At 71.9% G+C, this 23,418-nt stretch carries 20 protein-coding genes and 2 pseudogenes; 9 read left to right on the top strand and 13 right to left on the bottom strand.

The features are described from left to right. Window positions 1–219: 219 nt before the first annotated feature. Window positions 220–1,902, top strand: coding sequence for a PE-PGRS family protein (locus ACIQIB_RS13500; RefSeq protein ID WP_400757928.1), 1,683 nt, complete (start codon window positions 220–222; stop codon window positions 1,900–1,902). On the opposite strand, the gene ACIQIB_RS13495 is transcribed toward ACIQIB_RS13500, so the two are convergent. The 3 genes from ACIQIB_RS13495 to ACIQIB_RS13485 form a co-directional block, all read right to left on the bottom strand. Next, on the bottom strand, window positions 1,832–2,674 hold the full coding sequence (locus tag ACIQIB_RS13495) for a PE-PGRS family protein (protein ID WP_400657300.1): 843 nt from the start codon (window positions 2,672–2,674) through the stop codon (window positions 1,832–1,834). The two genes, ACIQIB_RS13500 and ACIQIB_RS13495, sit on opposite strands and share 71 nt — an antisense overlap. Window positions 2,675–2,810: 136 nt before the next feature. Continuing rightward, window positions 2,811–3,770, bottom strand: a complete 960-nt coding sequence (locus ACIQIB_RS13490) for a pirin family protein (protein ID WP_400757926.1) — start codon at window positions 3,768–3,770, stop codon at window positions 2,811–2,813. 122 nt (window positions 3,771–3,892) lie between these two features. After that, window positions 3,893–4,396, bottom strand: coding sequence for an SseB family protein (locus ACIQIB_RS13485; protein ID WP_400657297.1), 504 nt, complete (start codon window positions 4,394–4,396; stop codon window positions 3,893–3,895). 215 nt (window positions 4,397–4,611) lie between these two features. Here ACIQIB_RS13485 and ACIQIB_RS13480 point away from each other — a divergent pair, with 215 nt between their 5' ends. Continuing rightward, a complete protein-coding gene (locus ACIQIB_RS13480; RefSeq protein WP_400757924.1) occupies window positions 4,612–6,441 on the top strand; it encodes an acyl-CoA dehydrogenase in 1,830 nt (609 codons plus the stop codon). A 128-nt stretch (window positions 6,442–6,569) separates the two neighbouring features. Here ACIQIB_RS13480 and ACIQIB_RS13475 read toward each other — a convergent pair whose 3' ends face one another. The 4 genes from ACIQIB_RS13475 to ACIQIB_RS13460 form a co-directional block, all read right to left on the bottom strand. Next, on the bottom strand, window positions 6,570–7,817 hold the full coding sequence (locus ACIQIB_RS13475; RefSeq protein WP_363605336.1) for an ABC transporter permease: 1,248 nt from the start codon (window positions 7,815–7,817) through the stop codon (window positions 6,570–6,572). Continuing rightward, entirely contained in the window at window positions 7,817–8,584 is a 768-nt protein-coding gene (locus ACIQIB_RS13470) for an ABC transporter ATP-binding protein (RefSeq protein WP_400757923.1), read from the bottom strand. The genes ACIQIB_RS13475 and ACIQIB_RS13470 overlap by 1 nt, the downstream gene beginning before the upstream one ends. After that, a complete protein-coding gene (locus ACIQIB_RS13465; protein ID WP_400757921.1) occupies window positions 8,581–10,191 on the bottom strand; it encodes a peptidoglycan-binding protein in 1,611 nt (536 codons plus the stop codon). The genes ACIQIB_RS13470 and ACIQIB_RS13465 overlap by 4 nt, the downstream gene beginning before the upstream one ends. 660 nt (window positions 10,192–10,851) lie before the next feature. Continuing rightward, the gene (locus ACIQIB_RS13460) at window positions 10,852–11,451 is read right to left on the bottom strand and encodes a hypothetical protein (protein WP_400758101.1); all 600 of its coding nucleotides are present in this window, start codon (window positions 11,449–11,451) and stop codon (window positions 10,852–10,854) included. 285 nt (window positions 11,452–11,736) lie between these two features. On the opposite strand from ACIQIB_RS13460, the gene ACIQIB_RS13455 reads away from it, so the two are divergent. Further along, the gene (locus tag ACIQIB_RS13455) at window positions 11,737–12,225 is read left to right on the top strand and encodes a helix-turn-helix transcriptional regulator (RefSeq protein WP_363605341.1); all 489 of its coding nucleotides are present in this window, start codon (window positions 11,737–11,739) and stop codon (window positions 12,223–12,225) included. Between the two features lie 7 nt (window positions 12,226–12,232). Here ACIQIB_RS13455 and ACIQIB_RS13450 read toward each other — a convergent pair whose 3' ends face one another. Beyond that, a complete protein-coding gene (locus ACIQIB_RS13450) occupies window positions 12,233–13,177 on the bottom strand; it encodes a hypothetical protein (protein WP_363605343.1) in 945 nt (314 codons plus the stop codon). A 312-nt stretch (window positions 13,178–13,489) separates the two neighbouring features. Between ACIQIB_RS13450 and ACIQIB_RS13445 the strand changes: the two genes are divergently transcribed. Next, window positions 13,490–14,785 carry a M18 family aminopeptidase gene (locus ACIQIB_RS13445; RefSeq protein WP_400757918.1) on the top strand — a complete coding sequence of 432 codons (1,296 nt, stop codon included), beginning with the start codon at window positions 13,490–13,492 and terminating at the stop codon, window positions 14,783–14,785. A 66-nt stretch (window positions 14,786–14,851) separates the two neighbouring features. On the opposite strand, the gene ACIQIB_RS13440 is transcribed toward ACIQIB_RS13445, so the two are convergent. Together ACIQIB_RS13440 and ACIQIB_RS13435 are read right to left on the bottom strand one after the other, a co-directional pair. Beyond that, on the bottom strand, window positions 14,852–16,681 hold the full coding sequence (locus tag ACIQIB_RS13440) for an NHL domain-containing thioredoxin family protein (protein ID WP_363605346.1): 1,830 nt from the start codon (window positions 16,679–16,681) through the stop codon (window positions 14,852–14,854). A gap of 14 nt (window positions 16,682–16,695) precedes the next feature. Further along, window positions 16,696–17,208 (bottom strand): GNAT family N-acetyltransferase, encoded by a 513-nt coding sequence (locus ACIQIB_RS13435; protein WP_363605347.1) that lies wholly within the window; start codon window positions 17,206–17,208, stop codon window positions 16,696–16,698. Between the two features lie 103 nt (window positions 17,209–17,311). On the opposite strand from ACIQIB_RS13435, the gene ACIQIB_RS13430 reads away from it, so the two are divergent. Next, complete coding sequence (locus ACIQIB_RS13430) at window positions 17,312–17,800, top strand: LURP-one-related family protein (RefSeq protein ID WP_363605348.1); 489 nt, start codon at window positions 17,312–17,314, stop codon at window positions 17,798–17,800. A 121-nt stretch (window positions 17,801–17,921) separates the two neighbouring features. Further along, window positions 17,922–18,344, top strand: a complete 423-nt coding sequence (locus tag ACIQIB_RS13425; RefSeq protein ID WP_363605349.1) for a DUF350 domain-containing protein — start codon at window positions 17,922–17,924, stop codon at window positions 18,342–18,344. A gap of 107 nt (window positions 18,345–18,451) precedes the next feature. On the opposite strand, the pseudogene ACIQIB_RS13420 reads toward ACIQIB_RS13425, so the two are convergent. Beyond that, window positions 18,452–18,658 (bottom strand): annotated as a pseudogene (locus ACIQIB_RS13420) (winged helix-turn-helix transcriptional regulator); the annotation flags it as partial. A gap of 148 nt (window positions 18,659–18,806) precedes the next feature. On the opposite strand from ACIQIB_RS13420, the gene ACIQIB_RS13415 reads away from it, so the two are divergent. Further along, entirely contained in the window at window positions 18,807–19,706 is a 900-nt protein-coding gene (locus ACIQIB_RS13415; protein ID WP_400757916.1) for an NAD(P)-dependent oxidoreductase, read from the top strand. Between the two features lie 42 nt (window positions 19,707–19,748). Here ACIQIB_RS13415 and ACIQIB_RS13410 read toward each other — a convergent pair. After that, a pseudogene (locus tag ACIQIB_RS13410) lies at window positions 19,749–20,392 on the bottom strand (aldo/keto reductase); the annotation flags it as partial. A 165-nt stretch (window positions 20,393–20,557) separates the two neighbouring features. On the opposite strand from ACIQIB_RS13410, the gene ACIQIB_RS13405 reads away from it, so the two are divergent. Then, window positions 20,558–21,514 (top strand): NAD(P)/FAD-dependent oxidoreductase, encoded by a 957-nt coding sequence (locus tag ACIQIB_RS13405; RefSeq protein WP_400758099.1) that lies wholly within the window; start codon window positions 20,558–20,560, stop codon window positions 21,512–21,514. A gap of 39 nt (window positions 21,515–21,553) precedes the next feature. Next, window positions 21,554–22,453: a methyltransferase domain-containing protein gene (locus tag ACIQIB_RS13400; protein ID WP_363605354.1), complete on the top strand. Its 900-nt coding sequence runs from the start codon at window positions 21,554–21,556 to the stop codon at window positions 22,451–22,453. On the opposite strand, the gene ACIQIB_RS13395 is transcribed toward ACIQIB_RS13400, so the two are convergent. Next, window positions 22,450–23,310, bottom strand: coding sequence for an alpha/beta fold hydrolase (locus tag ACIQIB_RS13395; RefSeq protein WP_400657268.1), 861 nt, complete (start codon window positions 23,308–23,310; stop codon window positions 22,450–22,452). The genes ACIQIB_RS13400 and ACIQIB_RS13395 overlap by 4 nt on opposite strands. Window positions 23,311–23,418: the final 108 nt, after the last annotated feature.

The raw sequence follows: 23,418 nt of genomic DNA, 5'->3' as shown, positions 1-23,418 counted from the left end.
CCAGTGCTTCAGGTCCTCGCCCACGTTGCCATCCCAACCCTTCCGCTTCGACGTCTGTGCAGCCACCGTGCCCGATCTTGGAATCGGAAGTGCCAACGTATCGCGTTGAGGGGTGAAGCCATGGCGGCTCCGGCATTCCGGCCCTTGCGCTGATGACGTCTCCTGGCTGCGGAGGCAGCACCGAGCCCGGTTCCTGGGGCGACGCAGTTGTCTCCGCTGATGCTGATGGGGTACGACGGCAACATGCTTCGTTGGTCACCGCTCAATGAGCGTCAGCTCGGTCTTCTTGCCCGCATCGGTGGGAGTGGGAGCCCGGTCACTTCTGGTGAGCCTGAGCTCGCCCTTACCGCTCGTGCCTTGAAGGGGCGCGGCCTCATTGCCATGCCGAAGGGCGAAGGGGTGAAGTGGCGGGCGGAGATCACCGATGCAGGCCGGTTCTACCTGGAGCACGGGCATCATCCGGATCGCCCGGCTGCGGCACCCAAGCCCGTGACCAAGGCCAAGGGCCTCGCTGGCCCGGCGCCCCAGAGCAGATCTGCGGAGGCGGGCCCGCCGGAAGCCCAGGCAGGCGCCCAGACGCCGACAGTGCGACAGCAACCGAAGACACCGAAGGAATCCAGGGCGGCGAACGGTCAGGCACTGATCGAACAGGTCCAGCAGGCAGGGGGAATCCTGAAGATCTCCGACCCGTCGCCGGAGGAACGGGCCAGGCTGCGCCGGGCCTTCGACGCGGCTCGTACATGCGCGCCCGACGGCTACCAGCTGAAGTACAGCGGCCGGGAGAAGGGTGACTTCTTCCTCGGTCTGCTACGCGACAACGGGCTGGACGAGACCGAGTGGAACCGGATCCGGCTCCAGCGCAGCCGGGTCATCACGGACGTGGACGATGTGATCGCAGCTCTGACGGCAGACCACAGCGCCTTCGAGATCTCCGAGGAGGTGCTCCCTCGCGTCCTGTCGATCGTCCGCCTCATCGCCCAGGAGGCGCTGGCACGCCATGGTGACGTGACGATCTCCAAGAAGCGGAAACAGCCGCGGCCACTGCTCTCGGTCCACGGCAGGACATGGGAGTTGAGCTTCAAGGAGCGGCAAAAGCAGGTCCAGTTCGTGCCCCGGGCCAATGGACGGCGCAAGACGTACGACTGGCAGCGGGTGACTCCGGCCTACCGATCCGAGCCGTCCGGCGAGCTCGACCTTCAGCTGGTGGAGACGCATGCCGGCGGTTACGGATACGGCGGCGGCTGGAAGAAGGACTGCGCCGACTCGCCGAAGCGGCTGTTGGAGGAGCAGATCACATCGCTCTTCCGGGCGCTGAAGGCACGCGCCGAGGAACAGGAGCGCCTCCGACTGGAGCGCGAGGCCGAGCAACGCCGACTGGGGGAGGAACGGGAGAGGGCCGAGGCCGAGCGACGGCGGCTGGCCGCCGAGGAGAAGGCGCGCAGGCAGCGGGACTGGGAAGCCGTCGTTGCCGCAGCCCGGGGCAAGGCCGCGGAGGCGTCACGCCTGGAGAGGTTCGGGTCAGCTCTGGAACGCTGGCAAGGCGCGCGCGAGATCAGGGAGTTCTGCGCTGCGCTGGACGAAGCCGCCAGCCGGGCCGACGCGGTGGAGGCGCAACGATTCCGGGAATGGTCCGCCTGGGGAAGGGCCGAGGCAGACCGGATCGATCCGACGGCTCCCCGGAGCGGACTCGGCGTCGAGGTCTTCGACACCGAGCCCACCGGTGATGAGCTTCGCCCCTTCCTCGACGGGTGGAACCCGCACCGGCCGGAGAAGGAGGTGGCGCCCGCCGAGCCCGCCGTGTCACGGCAGCAGACCGATCCGTGGCGTGGTGTCAGCGCCGGACCTCGGGACCAAGGGTGGAGGCCCGGACCCCAAGGTCGCGCTCAATGGTGGAGGCGATGACGCCGTGTCCCCGATCGCGCAGCGCTTTCAGCGCCCGTTCGACGATCGTTCCGAGTCGCTCGACTTCGGCCCGCAGAGCAAGCAACTCATCGAAGCGGTCGACCCGATCTTGGCCGCACCACTCCCGGACGGTCCGGAGCATGTCGTCCTCGGCCTGCAGCTTCCGGTCGTCGCGGCGGTTCCACGATTGCCATGAGGGCTGCGCACGGTCTCGGTCGAGAACTTCCTGCCTGCGTTCGACCTCCGGGAGGAGGTCCTCGGCCAGGACCTCTGCGGCGCGCCGGGCGATTCGCTCGGTGACCGGCCAGCCTGCCAGGAACAGGCCGGTCCGGTTCTCATACAGCATCGGGTCGGCCCGGAGCGCGGCAGCATCGAGCCCGAACTGCTCGGCGACGGCGGCCAGAGAGGTGAACTCCAGAACACCGGCATCGGCCACGGTCGTGCGCAGTCGCAATCGGCTCTTGGGCCGGACGAAGCCGAGAACCATCCGGGCGGTCTCGAACTCCACAGTCTTCCGCACCTGCCGGGACGCCTCGGCCAGGGCGAGTTCGGCATTGTCATCGGCCTGGAAGGCCGCGACGCCGTCCCATGGCGAGACCAGGGATGCCGGAGTGACCCAGTCCTGTAGACCGGCATCCTCGCCTTCGAGGAACCGGACATGCACCTGCGAGGAACGGCGTGGGCCGCCGACACGGACGATCTCCACTTGACGGACCGCACTGCCGAGCAACTTGGGCTGGGCTCGGTAGGCCCACTTCTCGCCGATCTCCATCCTGCTATTGAGCCAGGTCAGGATGGATCTCCGCTACCACTTCCCGGTAGTTCGTCGTGCACGGGACGCCCGCACACGACGGAGCGGCGTACCAGTAGAACCGGTACGCCGCTCCGCCGTTCCGGCTCCGGAGCCCTCAGTGGCCGTCGGCGGGGATGGTGCCGAGGCGGCCGGCCTGGAAGTCCTCCATGGCCTGCTGGAGCTCGCGGTGGCTGTTCATGACGAACGGGCCGTAGTGGGCGACGGGTTCGCGGATCGGGAGGCCGCCGAGGAGGACGACCTCGAAGTTGTTGTCGCGGGAGTCCTGCTTCTCGTCGGCGCGGATGGTGATCGAGTCGCCGTCGCCGAAGACGACGGCCTGGCCGCGGTGGAAGGGGCGGTGCTCGGTGCCGGCCGAGCCGTTGCCGGCGAGGCCGTAGGCGAGGGCGTTGAAGTCGGAGCGCCAGGGGAGGGTGATCTGGGCGCCGGGGCTGATCGAGGCGTGGATCATGGTGATCGGGGTGAAGGTGGTGCCGGGGCCCTGGTGGCCGTCCAGCTCGCCGGCGATGACGCGCAGGAGCGCGCCGCCGTCCTCGGTGCTGAGCAGCTTGACGCTGCCGCCGCGGATGTCCTGGTACTTCGGGGCGATCATCTTGTCCGAGGCGGGCAGGTTCACCCACAGCTGGAGGCCGTGGAAGAGGCCGCCGGACATCACCAGCGACTCCGGCGGGCTCTCGATGTGCAGCAGGCCGGAGCCGGCCGTCATCCACTGGGTGTCGCCGTCGGTGATGGTGCCGCCGCCGCCGTGCGAGTCCCGGTGGATGAACGTTCCGTCAATGATGTAGGTGACGGTCTCGAAGCCGCGGTGCGGATGCCAAGGGGTCCCCTTCGGCTCCCCGGCCGCGTAGTCCACCTCGCCCATCTGGTCCATCATGATGAACGGGTCGAGGTACTTGGTGTTGATCTTGGCGAAGGCGCGGCGGACCGGGAAGCCCTCGCCTTCGTAGCCCTCGGGCGCGGTGACCACGGTGAGGACCGGCCGGGCGCTCGTGACGGCGGGGTCGGGGGTGGCGACGCGCGGGAGGGTCAGCGGGTTGTCGACGGTCACGGCGGGCATGTCGGCCTCCTTCGGGAGTTTGTGGCCTGCATGCACGAGATTAGTTCAATCCTCAACAAGAAGCAAGTTGAATTTTGAACCATGTGGTGACGGGGGAGTCCCTGGGCTCCCGTCGCGGCGGATCAGCCGTACATGCGGCGCATGGTGAAGTCGACCATCTGCTCCACCGCCTTGGCGTCGAAGACCATCCGGTGCTCGCCCTCCATGTCCAGCGCGAAGCCGTACCCGGTCGGCAGCAGGTCGAGGACCTCCGCGCCGGTGACGGTGAAGTGCTTGGAGTCCTTGCCGGCGTAGCGGCGCAGCTCCTTCAGGGAGCTGAACATCGGGATCACCGGGGTCGGCGTGTTGTGCAGCGCCAGGAAGCCGGGGCGGTCGCCGCGCGGGCAGTGCACCCTGGAGGTGATGAAGATGGCCTGGAAGTCCTCCACCGCCATCGACCCGGTGGTGAAGGCCCGGACCGCGTCCGCCAGTGAGGGCGGCGACGGCTCGGGGTAGAGGGACTGCTGCGGCGCCTGCTGCTGCTCGCCGTACGGGCCGGGGCCGGGCATGCCGTTCATGCCCGGCTGCGGACCCGCCTGCTGCTGGTAGGGGTCGCCCGGGTATGCGTTCTGGTCATATCCGTACACACGGACAGGCTATCGGGAGCGCACCCGCCCGTGCGGGCGTCGATCCTGACAATGAGTGGTCGTCCCGGCTTGTGGGACGTGACCACGTTCATAGCGGATTCACCGCCAGGGGCTTGAAACAAGTTACCGCTGGGTAGCATCATGATGCTTACTGGTGGGTACGGGGCGCCCGAACGCGGCGGTCTCCCGGAAGCGACGAACCGGAGAAAACGGCCATGGGTCACTACAAGTCCAACCTGCGGGACGTGGAGTTCAACCTCTTCGAGGTGTTCGGCCGCGAGCAGGTGTACGGCACCGGACCGTTCGCGGACATGGACGTCGAGACCGCGAAGAACATCCTGAGCGAGATCGCGCGCCTCGCCGAGAACGACCTCGCCGCGTCCTTCGCCGACGCCGACCGCAACCCGCCGGTCTTCGACCCTGAGACCGGCACCGCTCCGGTTCCGGCCTCGTTCAAGAAGAGCTACGACACCTACATGGCCGCCGAGTGGTGGCGCCTGGGCATCCCGGAGGGCATCGGCGGCCAGGTCACCCCGTCCTCGCTGATCTGGGCCTACGCCGAGCAGGTGCTGGGCTCCAACCCGGCGATCTGGATGTACTCCTCCGGCCCCGCCTTCGCCGGTGTCGTCTACGACGAGGGCACCGAGGAGCAGCGTAAGGTCGCCCAGCGGATGACCGAGCGCCTCTGGGGCGCCACCATGGTGCTCACCGAGCCCGACGCCGGCTCGGACGTGGGCGCCGGCCGCACCAAGGCGATCAAGCAGGAGGACGGCTCCTGGCACATCGAGGGTGTGAAGCGCTTCATCACCTCGGGCGAGCACGACATGTCCGAGAACATCATCCACCTGGTGCTGGCCCGCCCCGAGGGCGGCAAGCCGGGCACCAAGGGCCTCGGCCTCTACATCGTGCCCAAGTTCGACTTCGACTGGGAGACCGGCGAGCTCGGCGAGCGCAACGGCGTCTACGCCACCAACGTCGAGCACAAGATGGGCCTCAAGGCCTCCAACACCTGCGAGATGACCTTCGGCGCCAAGCACCCCGCCAAGGGCTGGCTGCTCGGCGAGACGGTCGACGGCATCCGCCAGATGTTCAAGATCATCGAGTTCGCCCGGATGATGGTCGGCACGAAGGCCATCGCCACCCTCTCCACCGGCTACCTCAACGCGCTGGAGTACGCCAAGGAGCGCGTGCAGGGCGCCGACATCTCGCAGTTCGGGGACAAGGCCGCCCCGCGCGTCACCATCACCCACCACCCCGACGTGCGCCGCTCGCTGCTCACCCAGAAGGCGTACGCCGAAGGCATGCGCGCCCTGGTCCTGTTCACCGCCTCCACCCAGGACGACGTGCTGGCCGCCCGCCTGCGCGGCGAGACCGACGAGGCCGCCGAGCGCCTGAACGACCTGCTGCTGCCGATCGTCAAGGGCTACGGCTCCGAGCGGTCCTACGAGCAGCTCGCCCAGTCCCTGCAGACCTTCGGCGGCTCCGGCTACCTGCAGGAGTACCCGATCGAGCAGTACATCCGGGACGCCAAGATCGACACCCTCTACGAGGGCACCACCGCGATCCAGGGCCTGGACTTCTTCTTCCGCAAGATCGTCAGGGACGGCGGGCAGGCGCTCACCGCGCTGTCCGAGCAGATCCAGAAGTTCCTCGGCTCGGCCGAGGGCGGCGACGCCCTGGCCGCCGAGCGCGCCCTGCTCGCCAAGGCCGCCGGCGACCTGGAGGCCATCGTCGGCAAGCTGCTGGCCGACCTCACCTCGGTCGAGCAGGACGTCAGGAACATGTACAAGGTGGGCCTCAACACCACCCGCCTGCTGATGGTCTCCGGTGACGTCGTGATCGGCTGGCTGCTGCTGCGCCAGGCCGCGGTGGCCCTGGCCAAGCTGGAGTCCGGCGCCAACGGCAAGGACGTGTCGTTCTACCAGGGCAAGGTCGCGGCCGCCCGCTTCTTCGCCAGGAACGTCCTGCCGACCGTCACCCCGCAGCGGCTGATCGCCGAGGGCGTCGACAATGAGATCATGGAGCTCGCGGAGGAGGCGTTCTGATCCCGTCGGGATGAGTTCCTCCCCTGCCGCACAGGCCGCCTGACCCACCCTCAGCACGAAGGGGGCCCGCCATCACCGGCGGGCCCCCTTCGTGCTGTTCGGATCTTCTCCGCCGTGCCTCGCCGGGCTCAGCCGCTGCGCAGCGCCTTCAGGGGGTCGGTGCGGGCGGCGCGCACCGCCGGGTAGAGGCCGGCCAGCAGACCGACCACGGTACCGACCAGCGGGGCCGGGAGGGTGGCGGCGGGCTGGAGGACGGCCGTCCAGTCGCGGGCGGCGGCGACGGCGACGACGGTGACCACGCCGAGGCCGGTGCCGATCAGACCGCCGAGGGTGCCCAGGGCCGTGGACTCGGTGAGGAACTGGGCGGCGATGTGCCCGGTCCGGGCGCCCAGCGAGCGGCGCAGACCGATCTCCTCGGTGCGCTCCAGGACGGCGACCAGCGTGGTGTTGGCGATGCCCACCGCGCCGACCAGCAGGCAGATCCCGGCCAGCGCCAGGAAGAGGCCGGTCAGGTCGGAGGTCACCTTGTCCTGGAGGCTGTGCGGGTCGGGTGGCGGGACGACGGTGAAGGAGTCCGGAGCGTCCGGCCGCAGCGCGAGCGGGATCTGCGCGGCCACCACGGAGGCGGCGCCGACCCGGGTGGCGACCAGGCCCTGGGCCGCGCGGTCCGGTTCGGTGCCGGGGTTGCCGTACCGCTCCAGCGCCGTACTGGCCGGGATCACCAGGCCGAGCAGGGCGTTGGGCTGCCGCTGGACGTCCGAGTAGATGCCGATCACCGTGTACGGCATCCCGTTGACGAAGACGGCCGGCTGGGAGTCGAGCCGGCTGACGCCGAGGCGTTTGGCGGCGGCCTGGCTCAGCAGCACCACCGGCTGGGCGGTCCTCTGGACGAAGTCGTCCATGGTGACCCCGGTGGCCAGGGTGGGTTCCATCGCCGCCACGGCGCCGGGGGTGGCGGCCAGCACGGTGAGGCCGGTTCCCTCGTTCTCGCCGTTCGGGCGGGTCGAGACGGTCAGGTTGCCGGGCACCGGCCACCAGACGCCGGCCGCCCGGACGCCGTCGATCGCGGCGAGCCGGCGGTCCGCGTCCGCCGGGAAGTCCGTCGGCGGGTTGGTGCCGGGGGCGAGGCCGTCGGTTCGGGGCCGGTCGGTCACCTGGACGGTGGTCGCCTTGGTCAGACTGAACTGTTCGCCGATCTGGCCGGAGGCCGTCGCGGTCAGGCCGAGGACGGCGACGAAGGCGCCGATGCCCAGCACCGTCCCGAGCATGGTCAGCACCGAGCGGCCGGGCCGCTGGAGGATGCCGGAGACCGCCTCCGAGCCGAGGTCCCTGAGGCCGAGCCGGGAGCCGGGCCCGGGCAGCACGCCGCGGGCCATCAGAGCGGCACCTCGGCTTCGGCGGCGGGGGTTTCGGCGGAGGGGGTTTCGGCGGTCAGGGCGGCGGCGCCCGGGGGTTCGGTGGTCCCGGTTTCGCTGAGCACGCCGTCGCGGATGGCGACCTGGCGTCCGGCCCGGGCCGCGACCACCGGATCGTGGGTGATCACCACCAGGGTGAAGCCCTGCGCGTGCAGCTCGTCGAACTGGGTGAGCACCGCCGCGGCGTTGGCCGAGTCCAGATTGCCGGTGGGCTCGTCACAGAGCAGCAGGCTGGGCCGGTTGACCAGGGCGCGGGCGATCGCGACCCGCTGGCGCTCACCGCCGGACATGGTGGTGGGCAGCGCGTCCGTCCGGTGACCGAGGCCGACCTGGCGCAGCGCCGCCAGCGCGGTGGCCCGGCGGGTCCGGGCCGGGGTGCGGTTGTAGACCTGGGCCAGGACCACGTTCTCCTCGGCGGTGCGGTGGGGCAGCAGATGGAAGGACTGGAAGACGAAGCCGATCCGGCTGCCGCGCAGCGTCGAACGGTCCCGGTCACGGAGGCTTCCGGTGTCGATGCCGTCGAGTTCGTACCGGCCCCGGCTGGGGGTGTCGAGCAGGCCGAGCAGGTGCAGCAGGGTGGACTTGCCCGAGCCGGACGGCCCGGTGATCGACAGGTACTCCCCGCGGTGGACGGTGAGATCGGACGGGTGCAGCGCGGTGACCGGGGGCTCGCCCGGGTAGCTGCGGCCGACCCCGGTGAGGGCGATGACCGGTGGTCCGTCGTTCACTTGCCGACCACCACCTGGTCGCCGGGCCTCAGTTCGGTCCCGGCGACCGGGGTCACGGCGACCATGCCGTCGGCCGTCACCCCGGTGGTCACCGGCACGGTCGTCCGGGTGCCGGCGGCGTCCACCTTGGTGACGGAGGTCTGGCCGGCCGCGTTGGTGGTGATCGCGGCCACCGGGACGGCCGTCACGGGGGCGCCGGCCTTGTCCTTCAGGACGGTGAGGCGGACGTTCTTGCCGTTCAGCGTGGCCGGCAGCGGGGCGGTCGGGCTGATCGTGATCGGGGTGTAACTCACTCCGCTGCCAGGAGCGTTGGGCTGGCCCCCGGCGGCTCCCGGGTTCCCGCCGGCCGTGCCGCCGGCGCCCGCGCCGCCGCCCGCGGCGGCTCCGCCGAGCGTGATCACCTTGCCGGCCGGGGGAGTGGTGGTGGGGGCGCCGACCTCGGCCACCGTGCCGGTGAGCGTGGTGTTGGTGTCCTCGACGAGGATCTCCACGGCCATCCCCGCCTTGACCCCGGCGGCCTGACCCGGGGTCAGCTGCCCGGTGAGGCTCAGGCCTCCGCTGGTGAGCGAGAGCAGGGTGCCGTTGACCGGCGAGCCGACCGAGCCGTTGACCGCCGTGACGGCGGCCGGCAGCGTGGGCAGGAACACCACGTGTGCGGCGGGGACCATCGGGCCGTTCGCCGCGGCGGCCTTGGCGAGGGCGGCCTTGTCGGCGGTCAACTGCTTCTTCGCGTCGGCGATCTGCCGGTCGAGGTCGAGCCCGGCGGTCGGGGCCGGGGCGCCGGTCTGAGGTATGCCGGGCTGGAGTGTACCGGGCTGGGGTGTACCGGGCTGGGGTGCGCCGGTCTGGGGTGCACCGGTTTGAGCCGGTCCCGGCGGAGCGGCGGGCGGTGCGGCGCCCGCCTTCTTCTGGGCGGTGAGCGAGTCCACGGCCTTCTGGCTCGCGTCCACCGCCTTCTGGGCGGTGTCGACGGCCTGTTGGGTGGTGGCGCCGGTGACGGGCACGGGATAGCCGAGCTTGCGGTAGAAGTCGCTCACCGCCTGCGCGGTGCCGGGGCCGTAGCTGCCCTTCTCGTCGGGCCTGCTCGAATACCCCAGTTCGGCCAGCGCGTCCTGGAGTTCGGTGACGTCCGGGCCGTTGCTGCCGGGCTTGATGTCGCGGTAGGCGGGCACCGGCCCCCTGAGCGCGAAGAGCGGCTGCCCGGAGACCTCGGCCAGCGGCTTCCCGCTGGCCACGCTGTCGCCCGTCTTCACCCCCAGCTTCGAGACGTACAGCTGGGTGACGTCGGCGGAGGCGGCGGCCGGGACGATGTTGTACTGCGTCGGCGGGTACACCACGCCGCGGGTCGGCACCGACTGGTTCACCACCTGGCTGGTCACCGGCGCGGTGATCAGGCTGTTCGCCGGCGGAGCGGTCCGCGCGGCCCGCTCGGCCGGGGACTTGACCAGTGTCGCGGCCCCGAGCCCGCCGACCGCGACCAGCGCCGATCCCGCCGCCACCGCCAGCAGCACCCGCTTGCGCCGTGCCGCCCGGGAACGGCCCGGCGACGGGGCGGCGGTGTCGTCGGCGTGGGCGTCGCGCAGTCGGTCGGCCTTCTTGCCTGTCATCAACAAAGCTGTCTCCCCGAGGACTTCACTACGGGAGAGTGTCGTCCATGGGTTGTCGGTGGGAGGTAAGGGGGGTGGTCCGGAAGTCAGCCCTGGCCGCCGGAGGCGATGTGGGCGGCCCTCCTGACGAGATCCTCGGTCTGCTGGCGGTACGCCGTCAGCTTGGCCGCGTTGGCCTCGATGTACTTCTTGTCGTAGGCGGTCTGCACGGCGACGATGACACCGACCGTGTTGTTGGCGATCTTGCAGTCGATGTCCGCAGTGGCCGCTGCGATCTCATCGGGGTTCGTTGAGCCGTTGGCCGGCCGGCCGGTCTTCCACTTCTGGTCGCCAATGGCGCCGATCGGGTCCTTGTAGTCGAACCCCTTGCTCTTCATGCACTGTGACCATGCGGCGTACGCCTCGACGATCCTGGGATCGTTCACGGGGATCTTCGGCCCTCCCTCCGGGAGGGCGGAGTCGTCGATGAGGAGGCTGTCGTCCTTGAGGGCGTCGCGGCCTTTTTGAAAGCACCCGCCGGGTGGCAGAGGCTTGCCGTTGAGGGTGGTCACCGGCTGCCGAGTGGTCGGGTCGTTGCCGGAGAGCGCCGTTTGCTCCGCCACGGACGCAGGCGGTGCCTGGGCCGCGTCCTGGTTGGCCTGGTCGGTTTGCGCGAAGCGGTCATAGCCGAGCGTCTTGGCCTTGGCCACGTCGAAGTACCCGTACAGCCTGCTGCGGGTCAGCCGTGCCATGGCCGCGGTGTCCGCGCCGAGGACGGTGGTTGGCTTGGCGGTGAATCCGAAGTCCCGCATGCAGTCGGCTGTGACAGCGTCCTGGGCCTGTGTCACCTGCTTTATCTGGGCAGATGTGACCATATAGGGGTCTGTCGGGAGAACGATCTGGGTCGGGTCGGTGATGGTCTGTATCTGGCCCAGTGCAGGTGGCTCGGCCGTTGTGGATCCGTGCTGTGAGGTACTGCTGCAGCCGACGGCCACTGCTGTGAGCGCCCCGGCGGCGACGATTCGGTAGCGGGCCACCATCTGACTTCCTCTCAAGGCCGTTCGGTGAGGCCACGGCATGTCGGTGGGCGTCGCAGGGCGCGGCGCCCACCGACACGCCTCGATCAGTGGCCGGTGATGTTGATGCCGGTGAGCTGGACCCGGGGGAGAAGGTCCAGGAGTACCAGGACGGCGTGGTGGATGTGTACCCCGCCCCGCTCTGGGTGAGGTAGGTGAACTTGCCGCTGTTGTTGCCCGAGTCCACCGCGTAGACGTCGTAGATGGTGACGGAAAGCGCACCGTCACCCGCGAAGCAGACCTTCGGGTCGCCGGAGCGGTTCGCACGGCTTCGATCCTGGTTCGGGAGCGACCTGATGAACAGGAACTTGGGCCGGAACTTCTCTGCGGGTTACCCGTTCATGGGGATGGTCTCGCCATGTGAGACGGGGCGGGCCCAAGTTGCCCTTGTTCGGAGCGGATTGACTTGTGATTCAAGTCATATCAGAGGCTGGTGTCCGATCGATTACCTAAGGTGAGATCGGACGTGGCTGCCTCCGGGGGGACGGGGATGAAAGAGCGGCGGGAGTACTTTGGCGGGCTGCTGCGTTCTACGCGTGAGGCGGCCGGGTTGACACAGGAGGAACTCGCCGAGCGCTCGGGGCTGAGCGCACGGGCCATCGGGAACCTCGAACGCGGCCGGGCCCGCCCGCGGGTGGACTCGCTGCGGCGGATCGTCCAGGCGCTGGGCGTGGCGAGCCGGGAGGAGGCGGCGCTGGTCGCGGCGGCCTGTCCGGGGGTGGATCCGCGCGGCGCGGCAGAGGGGCCGGCCGGGCCGCCGTCGGCCGGCCGGCTGACGGACACCGAGGCGCTGCTGCTGCTGGAGCTGTTGGGCGGTGTCGACCCCGGGAGCTGGGAGCCCGGGGTGCGGGCGGCGTTGTTGCGGGCGTGCTCGGGATCCCCGGCGGCGGTGCGGCTGGCGGGGGTGGTGCTGGCGACGGTGCCGAGCCTGCCGCTGGAAGAGCTGACGCGGCGGCTCGACGGTCTCCAGCCGGTCTGACGGGAATTCAGGAGCCGCCCGCCAGTCGGGCGGCCTTGCGCAGTGCCTCGTCCAGCCTCTGCGCCCGGGCGGCGAGTTGCTGGGCGTGGGAGTCGATGTACCGCCGGTCGTAGGCGGCCTGGACGGCCGTGACCACTCCGACCGTGTTGCCGGTGAGCTTGCACTCCAGGTCGGCGGTGGCGGTGGCGATCTCGTCGGGGCCGATCGGGGTGTCGACCGTGGGGTTTCCCGCTCGCCACTTCGGATCGGTCATCGCGGCGAACGGGTCCGCGTAGCTGTACCCCTTGCCCTGCATGCAGGTGGACCAGGTGGCATGCGCCTCGGTGATCCGCGGGTCGTTCGACGGCACCTGGGGGCCGCCGTCCGGGAGGCGGGATCCGCGCAGCAGGTCGTCGGCGTCGACCGCGGCCCGTCCCTCTTCGCGACAGCCGCCGGCCGGGACGGCCTTGTTCGAGACGTGCGCGTTCTCCGGCCGGCCGCCGCGTACGGCGCCGGTCAGCGCCAGCTCCTCGGCCTCGGTCGCCGGGGTGTCGTCGTCCGGCATGAGCGGCTCGGTGTGGGTGCGCGACTCGTAGCCGTTCCGGCCGCCCGTCGCCGGGTTGAAGAAGCCGTAGAGACCGTCCCGCGCCCGCGGGCCGGGGTCGGGCAGGCCGGTGACCGTGACCGCCGTCGGGGTGTTGCTCCGGCCGCGCAGTCCGTAGCCGCGCATGCACTGGTCGACGGCGGCGTCCACGGCCCGGGCGAGCTGCAGGCGCTGGGCATCGGTCAGTTCGTAGGCGTCGATGGGCAGGGTGATCTGACCCGGTTCGGTGATCACCGGAACGGGCCCGAGCGGGGGCGCGGCGGTGCGGTCGGCGTCGCCGGAACCGCAGCCGGTGACCACTGCGGCGAGTGCGGCGCAGCCGGCGAGTGCGGCGAGCGCGCGGTGCGTCACGGACGGGTTCCTGGTCACGGTGTGCGGCCTCCTGGTCGTGTGCGGGCCGGCCTGCCGCCGGTGCGTACCGGTCCCATCATTGCTTCAACTCGGTGGTTCGGGAGGGAAGTTCAGAAGAGTTCCGGCCGACTCCCGGCGCGCCGGGGATGACCGTCCGCGATCAGTCGAAACCCCTGGGTGCCGGGGGTCCTGAGGCGGCCACTTCACGGTTGTGTCTGCGTTCTGCATCCGTTGGGACGTTCCGAGTGTCATGTCCGTGTACGGGCATATGCTCAAGGTGCGAAGCCGATCCCCCATCCGGCTTCGGCCCTCCCTCGACTCAGGAGCAGCATGTCGACCGCCGCCCGCCAGGCTTTCTTCGACCGGACGCACACCGATGATCTGATCGCCTTCCTCGGCACGTCACCGTCGCCCTATCACGCGGTCGCGAGCGCCGCCGAGCGGCTGGAGAAGGCGGGCTTCCGGCAGGTCGCCGAGACCGACGCCTGGGACGCGACGGCCGGGGGACGCTACGTCATCCGCGGCGGCGCGCTGATCGCCTGGTACGTGCCGCAGGGCGCGGGCCCCGAGACGCCCTTCCGGGTGGTCGGCACGCACACCGACTCGCCGAACCTGCGGGTCAAGCCGGTGCCGGACACCGGTTCGGCGGGCTGGCGGCAGGTCGCGGTGGAGATCTACGGCGGCGTGCCGCTGAACACCTGGCTCGACCGCGACCTCGGCCTCTCCGGCCGGCTCGCGCTGCGCGACGGCAGCTCCCGGCTGGTGCAGCTGGACGAGCCGCTGCTGCGCGTGCCACAGCTGGCGATCCACCTGGACCGCCAGGTCAACGAGGGCATGAAGCTCGACAAGCAGCGCCACCTCACCCCGATCTGGGGCCTCGGCCCGGTCGACGAGGGCTCGCTGATCGAGTACGTCGCGCAGCGGGCGGGCGTCGAGGCGTCCGAGGTGGCCGGCTGGGACCTCATGACGCACGACGTCCAGCCCGCCTCCTATCTGGGCCGGGACCGCGAACTGCTGGCCGGCCCGCGGCTGGACAACCTGCTCTCGGTGCACGCCGCGACCGCCGCGCTGGCCGCCGTCGCGGGCGCCGACCTGCCGTACATCCCGGTGCTGGCCGCCTTCGACCACGAGGAGACCGGCAGCGAGTCGGACACCGGCGCGCAGAGCCCGCTGCTCGGCAATGTGCTGGAGCGCAGCGTCTACGCGCGCGGCGGCAGCCCCGAGGACCGCGCCCGGGCGCTGGCGGGCACGGTCTGCCTCTCCTCCGACATGGGCCACGCCGTCCACCCGAACTACAGCGAGCGGCACGAGCCGGGGCACCACCCGATGCCCAACGGCGGGCCGATCCTGAAGGTCAACGTCAACAACCGCTACGCGACCGACGGCATCGGCCGGGCGGTGTTCGCGGCGGCCTGTGAGAAGGCCAGCGTGCCGTGGCAGACCTTCGTCTCCAACAACGCCATGCCCTGCGGTACGACCATCGGCCCGATCACGGCGGCTCGGCTCGGCATCAGCACGGTGGACTGCGGCATCGCGGCGCTCTCCATGCACTCGGCGCGTGAGCTGTGCGGCGCGGAGGACCCGTACCTGCTGGCCAGCGCGATCAAGGCCTTCCTGGAGGGCTGAGGCCCCCGGTACGGCGAAGGGGCCCGGCGTGCTGCCGGGCCCCTTCGCGTTCGCGCGGGTACGGGCCTACTCCATCCCGGCCAGGACGAGCGGCAGCCGGCGTGCGCCGTCGGCGGCGAGCTTCACCGGCACGCCCCAGTCCTGCTGGTGGACGTGGCAGGCCGGGTACTCGATCTCCGGGTCGTCGTCGCAGGAGGCGGCCATCGCCGACACGTGCAGCACGCCCTCGGCCACCGCGTCGGAGAGCACCAGCTCGCGGGAGAGCGCCGAGTCGGCCCCCGCGCCGGAGACCAGCAGCTCGGGCGGGGTCGAGCTGACCAGCAGCCGGGTGGACGGGCCGTAGCGCTCGTCCAGCTTCTGGCCGCTCGGCGCCGAGAAGACCACGTCCAGCCGGAACGCGCCCGGCGCGACCTCGGTGGCCGCCCGCTGGGTGCGGTGCGCGACCGACTCGACCCGGACGGCCTCCTCGGGCAGCCGCAGCCTGGTCAGCCGGTGCCGGGCGGACTCGACGACGACGATGTCGCCGTCCACCAGTACCGCCCCGGACGGCTCGCGCAGGTCGGTGGCGAGCGTGGTGACCTCGCCGCGCGCCGGGTCGAAGCGGCGCAGCGCGTGGTTGTAGGTGTCGCTGACCGCCACCGACCCGTCGGGCAGCACGGTGACGCCCAGCGGGTGCTGGAGCAGCGCCTGATCGGCCGCGCCGTCCCGGTGGCCGAAGTCGAACAGGCCGGTGCCGACGGCGGTGTGGACGGTCTTTGTTTCACGTGAAACCGACCGCAGCGCGGAGGTCTCGGAGTCGGCGACCCAGAGCCGCTCGCCGTCCGCCGAGACGGCGAGGCCGGACGGCTGGGCGAACCAGGCCTCGGCGACCGGCCCGTCCACCAGGCCCTCGTTGGTGGTGCCGGCCGCGACGCCGACGGTGCCGGTGGCCGGGTCGTAGGCCCAGAGCTGGTGGACACCGGCCATGGCGATCCAGACCCGGCCGTCGAACCAGGCCACGTCCCACGGCGAGGAGAGGTCCACCTCGCGGGCCGGGCCCTCGGTGGCGGAACCCTGCCACCACTGCCGGCCGGTGCCGGCCAGGGTGGTGACGCCGCCGTCGGCCAGCCGCACGCCGCGCAGCGCGTGGTTGACGGTGTCGGCCACCACCACGTCGCAGCCCAGCGCGTCCCGGACGGGCCCCTCGGGGAGCAGCACCAGGCCCTGCGGCTCGCTGAACCGGGGGGCGGCGCCGTCGACCAGGCCGCGCTGCCCGTCACCGATCCGGCGGACGACGCGCTCGCCGTCCCCGGCCAGCTCGACCAGCGAGTGGTGGCCGGAGTCGGCGACCAGGAAGTGGCCGTTCGGCAGCCGGACGGCCTTGCCGGGGAACGCGAGGTCCCCGGCGGTCGGCTCGGGCGCCACGTACGGGCCGTCGCCGCGCCGCAGGGTGCCCTTGGCCGTGTGCTCGGCCTCCAGCTCCTCGACCAGCCGGGCGATCGCGTGCGCGTGCCCCTCACCGGCGTGCTGGGCCACCACGTACCCCTCGGGGTCGATCACCACCAGCGTCGGCCAGGCCCGCACCGCGTACTGCTTCCAGGTGGCGAGCGCCGGGTCGTCCAGCACCGGGTGGTGCACCTCGTACCGCGCGACGGCGTCCACGACCGCCTGGTGGTCGGCCTCGTGCACGAACTTGGGCGAGTGCACCCCGACGATCACCACGGTGTCGCGGTGCTTCTCCTCCAGCTCGCGCAGCTCGTCCAGGACGTGCAGGCAGTTGACGCAGCAGAACGTCCAGAAGTCCAGGATGGTGATCTTGCCCCGGAAGTCGGCAAGGGTCAGATCCCTGCCGCCGGTGTTGAGCCATCCGCCGTCGCCGACCAGTTCGGGGGCGCGTACCCGTGCACGAGAAGCCATGCCCCAATCAAACCTCACCCGGTCGGCGGGCATTCCAGCCGCCAGCGGAGTTCACCGTCCTGCCACACCTCGGTGGGGGTGAGGCCGAGGGCGCGGGCGATGGCGGCGGAGGCGTGGTGGTCGGGGTGGATGTGGGCGAGGACGGTGGTGGTGCCGGTCGCGGTGAGGTGGGCGAGCAGGGTGCGGGCGGCCTCGGTGGCGAGGCCGCGGCCCTGCCAGGGGGTGCCGAGCACCCAGGCGATCTCGGTGGCGTCCGGGCCGATGGTGGCCTGGACGTAGCCGGTCAGCCGGCCGTCGGCGCGTAGTCGCAGGGCCCAGTTGCCCCAGGCCTCGGCGGGGTCGGGGGAGCCGGCGGCGAGCCGGGCGTAGCGGGTGCGCAGAGCGTCGGCGGTGGCGGGTTCGCCGCCGGTGAAGACGTGCAGGGCGGGGTCGGCGAGAGCAGCGGCCATCTCCTCGGCGTGTTCGGGTCCGACCGGGACGAGGTCGAGGCGGTCGCCGTGGAGGGTCACGGTGGTGTCGGGGCGCATGGGGGCATTCAACACACGTGCGCGGCGGTGCTTTTCGGGGGGTGGGCGGATCGGGTCGAATGGTGCGGGCGTCCGCTGGGGGCGTCCGGACGGAGGAGGCGGGATGCGGTACCTGGTCAGGGAGAAGCTGTTCGCGGTCGGCGACGACTACTGGATCGAGGACGACCACGGGCACAAGGCGTACCTGGTGGACGGCAAGGTGCTGCGGCTGCACCACACCTTCGAGCTGAAGGACGCGCACGGCCGGGTGGTCGCGGTCCTGAAGGAGAAGGCGTTCACCGTCCGGGACGCGATGAGGATCGAGAACGCCGACGGTGAGGTGGTCGCCACCGTCCGGGAGAAGCTGTTCACCCCGTTCCGCGACAAGTACCTGGTGGAGCTGGCCGGCGGCGGTGAGCTGAGGATCCACGGGAACCTGATCGACAAGGACTACCGGATCGAGAACGGCCATGGTGACGACCTGGCCCGGATCTCCCGGAAGTGGTTCCGGGTCCGGGACACCTACGGCGTGGAGATCGCCGACGGCGCCGACACCGGCCTGCTGCTGGCGATCGCCGCCTGCCTCGACCACCTGGTGGCGGAGGACGACTGAGGCCGGTGCCGGCGGAGGGGCGCGGGAACGCTCCGGGTTTCCCGGCCCCGACCCGGTCCGATGGGTTATCTTTTGCCGGTCCTTGACCATCGGACACCGTCGGCGACCCGGGGGACCAGCCATGAACGACATCCTGCACGGCCTCGGTGCGGCGGCCGCTTTCGGCGGCGTCGGCGTGGTGCTGCTGCTCCTCGGCGTCGGCCTGGTGGACGTGCTCACGCCCGGCCGGCTCGGCCACCAGATCTGGGTCGAGCGCAACCGCAACGCCGCCGTGCTGCTCAGCTCCGCGCTGCTCGGGATCGGCGGCATCGTCTTCACCGCGATCATGTACACCTACGAGGACTTCGGCAAGGGCCTGCTCTCGACGGCCTGCTACGGCCTGCTCGGCCTGGTGCTGATGGCGGTCGCGTTCTGGGCGGTGGACCTCCTGACGCCGGGCAGGCTCGGCGCCATCCTGGTCGAGCCCGAGCCGCACCCGGCGGTCTGGGTCTCGGCCAGCTGCAACATCGCGGTGGCGGCGATCGTGTCGGCCGCGATCGCCTGAGCCTCCTCCGGGAGGCGCCGCACCGGGTGCGGGCCGCCGCCCAGGACGTGCTCGCGCCCCCAGGCGCCCAACGGGGCCAGCGCCGCGTTGAGCCGGGCCCCCGCCGCCGTCAGCGAGTACTCGACCCGCGGCGGCACCTCGTCATAGGACTCGCGGTGCACGATGCCGTCCGCCTCCAGCTCGCGCAGATGGGCGGCCAGCACCTTCTCGGTGATGCCCGGCACCAGACGGCGCAGCTCGCCGAAGCGGCAGCTCGGGCGCTCGTCCAGGGCCCAGAGGATCAGCACCTTCCACTTGCCGCCGATCACGTCCATCGCGGCGTCGATCCCGCAGACGTACGCGCCCGGCCTGGGTACGGTCGCCATGCCCCCACCTTTCCGACCTCTTCGCTCACCTCAGGGTAACCACCCACTTCGAAGTGCGTACTTGATCACCAGCGGGCCCGCGCCGAGGCTGAATGCCATGGCACACAACACCGTTGACACCACGGGCACGCTTGCGAAGACCCCCGTCACCCTGCTCGGCCTCGGCGCGATGGGCGGCGCGCTCGCCCGTACCTGGCTCGCCGCGGGTCACCCGCTCACCGTCTGGAACCGCACCGCCGCCCGGGCCGAACCGTTCGCCGCCGGGGGCGCGACCGTCGCCGCCGGCCCCGCCGAGGCGGTCGCCGTCAACCGGCTGGTGGTCGTCTGCCTGCTGGACGACGCCTCGGTCGACGCGTCGCTGGACGGTGTCGACCTGACCGGCAAGGACCTGGTCAACCTCGTCACCGGCACGCCCGGCCAGGCCCGTGCCCGCGCCGAGTGGGCCCGCGAGCGCGGCGCCCGGTACCTGGACGGCGGGGTGATGGCCGTCCCGCCGATGATCGGCGTCCCGGAGGCCGGCCCGTACGTCCTCTACAGCGGCTCGCGCGAACTGTTCGAGGAGCACCGGGCCGTCCTCGCCGTCCCGGCCGGGACCACCTACGTCGGCGAGGACGCCGGGTTCGCGGCGCTGCACGACGTGGCACTGCTCAGCGCCATGTACGGGATGTTCGCCGGGGTCGCGCACGCCTTCGCGCTGATCCGCGGGGAGTCCGTCGCGCCGGGCGGCTTCGCCCCGCTGCTGTCCGCCTGGATCAACGCGATGGCCGGGTCCGTGGCGAGGACCGCCGAGCAGCTGGAGAGCGGCGACTACACCAGGGGCGTGGTCTCCAGCCTCGCCATGCAGGTCGCGGGCACGCCGACCTTCCTGCGCACCGCCGAGGAGCAGGGGGTCAGCACCGAACTGATCGCCCCGTACTTCGATCTGATGAAGCGGCGTCTCGCGGAGGGCGGCGGGAAGGAGGACCTGACCGGGGTGGTCGACCTGCTCCGGCGGTAGCCGCGAATTCCCGGCCGGGTGACGGAAGCCTTCGGCGCCGTCCTACCCCGCCGCCCGGTCGGGGAGGGGGCGGCGGCGGAGGGCGGGGTCGGTGAGGGCCGGGGGGCCAGGCGCCGTCGGGGTGGTAGAGGTTGGTGCCGGGCGGGACGATCCCGTCGATGCGGTCGAGGGCGGCGTCGTCCAGGGCGAGGTCCGCGCCCTTCAGGGCGTCCTGGAGCCGCTCCATGGTGCGCGGGCCGATGATCACCGAGGTGACGGCCGGGTGCGCCGGGGGGAAGGCGAGGGCCAGTTCGGGCAGGGTGCGGCCGAGTGCGCTCGGCGACGTGGTGGGCCTCCACGAGCTGCTCGGCGGGGAATGTCGAGCAGCCGAAGGCGCGGATCTTGCCCGCGCGGACGAGGTCACCGAGGACGGCGAGGGTCTCCTCGATGTCGGTGGTGTGGTCGGGCCGGTGGATCCGGTCGGTACGCAGCCGCCGCAGGCTCTGCTCCACCGCCCGGACGATCCAACGCCGTGAGTTGCCGCCCCGGTTGCGGCCCCCGCCCATCGGGAAGTGCACCTTGGCGGCGAGCGCGACGTCGTCGCGGTCGCCCCGGCTCTCCAGCGCCTTGCCGACGATCTCCTCGGACTCGCCGGCCGAGTACATGTCGGCGGTGTCGACGAAGTTGACGCCCCGGTCGAGGGCGGATGATCCGGGCGGTGGTCCCTCCGGCGGGGGGAGGGGGTTCGTCCGGGCGGCGGGCCCCGTGCTCACCGCACGCGCTTTCGCGGAAACGGCAACAAAGCTTGCCGCAACGGTGGCGCCGGTCGCAGCCTGGCGACGGAGGTGATCGCCGTGAGCGACAAGAATGTGATGGCAGGCCCCGGGGCCGGCGGGTCCGACGTGTACGACGTGGTCGTGGTCGGCGCGGGCGCCGCCGGGCTGAACGCCGCACTGGTCCTGGCCCGGGCCCGCCGCCGGGTGGCCGTGGTGGACGCCGGACAGCCGCGCAACGCCCCCGCCGAGGAGATGCGGGGCTTCCTCTCCCGCGACGGCATGCCCCCGGCCGCCCTGCTGGCGGTGGGCCGGGAGGAGGTGGCCGGGTACGGCGTCGACCTGATCGACGCCCGGGTGGACCACATCGACCCCGGCTTCCTGGTCCACCTGGCCGGCGGCCCGGTGCTCCACGCGCGCCGGGTGGTCGTCGCCACCGGTCTGCGGGACGGGCTGCCCGAGATCCCGGGCCTCGCCGAACGCTGGGGCCGGGACGTGCTGCACTGCCCCTACTGCCACGCCTACGAGGTCCGCGACCGGCCGCTCGGCGTGCTCGGCACCCACCCGGGCGCGGTGAACCACGCCCTGCTGCTGCGCCAGTGGTCGGACGACCTCGTGTTCTTCCCGCACACCATGGACCTGGCGGACGGCGAGCGGGAACAGCTCGCCGCCCGCGGTGTCCGGGTCGTCGAGGGCGCGGTCAAGTGGCTGGTGGTGGACGGCGACCGGCTGCGCGGGGTGGAGCTGGCGGGCGGCCGGGTCGTGCCCCGCGAGGCGGTGTTCGTCTTCCCGCGGATGGTCCCGCGGGACGCCCTGCTGTTCGGCCTGGGCTGTGCCCGCGACGGGAACGGCTGGGTCACCACCGACCGCTTCGGCGGCACCAGCGTGCCCGGGGTCTGGGCGGTGGGCAATGTCGCCGATCCGCGCGCGCAGGTCGTCACCGCGGCCGGGCAGGGCTCGGCGGCGGCGTTCGCGATCAATCACGACCTGGTGGAGGAGGACGTCCGGCAGGCCGTCGAGGCCCACCGTGCGGCAGCCACCGCAGTCACCGTCTGAAGTCCCCGAGAGAACCGCCCCTCCCGATCGGAGCGCACGATGCACGGCCACAACCACAAGCAGGACCACAGCCACAGCCACGAGCACAACCACGGCCACGACTACGACTGGGGTGCCCTCGGCGACCACCTGGAGCGCGAGGCCGAGCTGAGCGCCCCCGCCATCACCCGGGCCGCGCACTGGCTGCGCGAGCTGCTGAGCACGGACGGCGGGCCGGCCGGCGTCGGGCGGGTCCTGGACGTCGGCAGCGGCCCGGGCGTGGTCACCGGTCTGCTCGCCGACACCTTCCCGGACGCCGAGGTGGTCGCCGTCGACCAGGCGCCCGCCCTGCTGGCCCGGGCCCAGGCCCGGTCCGCCGGCCGGATCACCACCCACCGGGCCGACCTGCCGGGCGACTTCGGCACGCTCGGTACCGCCGATCTGATCTGGTCCGCCAACGCCGTCCACCATCTCGGCGACCAGCAGGCGGCGTTGACCGCCCTGGCCGCCTCGCTGCGGCCCGGCGGCCTGCTGGCCATCGCCGAACGCGGCCTGCCGCCGCGCTTCCTGCCCCGCGACATCGGCCTGGGCCGCCCCGGCCTGCAGGCCCGCCTGGACGCCGCCTGGGAGGGTGGCTTCGCCGACATGCGCGCAGACCTGCCGGATGCGACCGAGGAGGTGGAGGACTGGCCGGCCATGCTCACCCGGGCCGGTCTCACCCTCAGCGGCACGCGGACCTTCCTCACCGACTGGCCGGCCCCGCTCGCCCCGTTGGCCCGCGAGCACCTGCAGGCCCATGTGACCCGCCTGCGCGACCGGTTCGGTGAGTACCTGGACGCCGGGGACCGGGCCGCGCTGGAGGCCCTGGTGGACACCGACGCACCGACCGGTCTCCTGCACCGCCCGGACGTCTTCTTCCTCACCGCCACCACCGTGTTCACCGCCCGGGCGTCTTCCTAAGGCCGGTCGAGAGGCCGGTCGAGGAACCCCGCCAGCGTGCGGACGAACGCGTCGGCGTCGTCCAGCCACGGGTAGTGCCCGCCGGCGGGCAGGACGGCGGTCTCGCCGTTCGGGAAGAGCGCGGCGGCCTCCTTGGCGGCGTCCGGGCGCGGGACGGCGTCGAACTCGCCGGCCAGGACGAGGACGGGCGACGCCACCCCGGCGGCGGCCGCCCGGATCTCGTCCGGTCGGCAGCCGCCGCTGTAGTAGATCCGCGCGGCCTCGGGGTGGAGCTGGCCGGGGGCGACGGCGGCGTGGGCCTGCGCGGTGGCGTCCCAACGGCCGTAGTACAGGGGCGACAGGGTGGCCTCGTCGGCCTCGGTGGCCGTCCCGGCGAACGCGGCTTCGAGGGCGGCCCAGGCCGCCGGGAACCACGGTTCGCCCTCGACGCCGCGGGCGGCCGTGGCCGACCGGTAGTCCTCCTCGGTGGTGTCGAACCCGAACGCCCGCAGGCTCGGCGTCACCAGCGCCAGCTTCCCGGTGCGGTCCGGGTGGCGGAGCGCGTACAGGGTGGCCAGGATCGCTCCCGCCGAGTGGCCGAGCACGTCCGCGCGCTCCAGGCCGAGGTGCGCGCGGAGCGCCTCCACGTCCGCCACCTGCCGGTCGCACCGGTACGAGGACGTGTCAGCCGGGGTCTCCGACCGCCCCGTGCCGCGCAGATCGAGCATGTGCAGCGCGCGGTGCGCCGAGAGCCCGCCGAGGTCCCCCAGGTACGCGGAGTCGCGCATCGCCCCGCCCGGGAGCACGAGCAGCGGCTCGCCCTTGCCGATGACGTGGTAGGCCAGCCGGGTGCCGTCCGGCGCGGTGAAGGTTTCCATGGCGAGATCGTGCAGCGTCCGGGCCGCTCCCGCAACGGAGTTCAGCGGCGGGGCGGAACCGGTTTCCGGGGCCGGAAGGGCAGTCGGCGGCGGGGGAGACGCACTTCC

This window comes from Kitasatospora sp. NPDC092286 (assembly GCF_044755565.1).
GTDB lineage: Bacteria > Actinomycetota > Actinomycetes > Streptomycetales > Streptomycetaceae > Kitasatospora.
This window is presented reverse-complemented; position numbering and strand designations above follow the sequence as displayed.